Source organism: Vibrio sp. 2132-1 (assembly GCF_033344315.1).
On sequence record NZ_JAWPON010000823.1, the window covers coordinates 1 to 527 of the forward strand.

Below are 527 nucleotides of genomic sequence, written 5' to 3' on the forward strand. Positions count from 1 at the left end.
AAGATTGTTTAACGTCGTAGCCTTGCTGCTTAAAGTACTCGCCAATGTAGCTTTCAAATTCAATCCAACTGAGGGAATTAAGCGGAGTCGTGTTTTTGTGTGCTCTGATTTGAGACGTCGTCGCAAGATAATTATGCTTTCGCTGATACTGCTTAAAGAACGCAATTGGAGCTGGAATTAAAAACAAAAAAGCAAAATACGGTGCCATTTGCGGAAGATTCGGCCCAATGGCATTGAAGATGAAGTTATCACTGCGAGCCGCCAAATCAGGCAATAGGAAGGATAAACCAACATAAATGCCTGCTGAGAACAAGATACTCACCCACCACGGCGCATCCATCAAATGCCAAATAATTCCATCATTCTTCCGAGCCATAACTCCTCCCAATAAGCATCAAAATGCATTAAAGCACAATTGCCAGACCTAATACATAGAGTTAAATCATGTATTTAGTGGGAGAACAAACAGCTAGAACATAGTTCTAGCAAGAGCATTTTTTATTTATTAATTAAATGACCAAACTTTA

The 527-nt window shown here is 39.5% G+C and carries 1 pseudogene; it reads right to left on the reverse strand.

Annotated features, from left to right (window positions below):
• Positions 1 to 376: pseudogene (locus R8N47_RS28205) on the reverse strand (hypothetical protein); the annotation flags it as partial.
• Positions 377 to 527 lie beyond the last annotated feature (151 nt).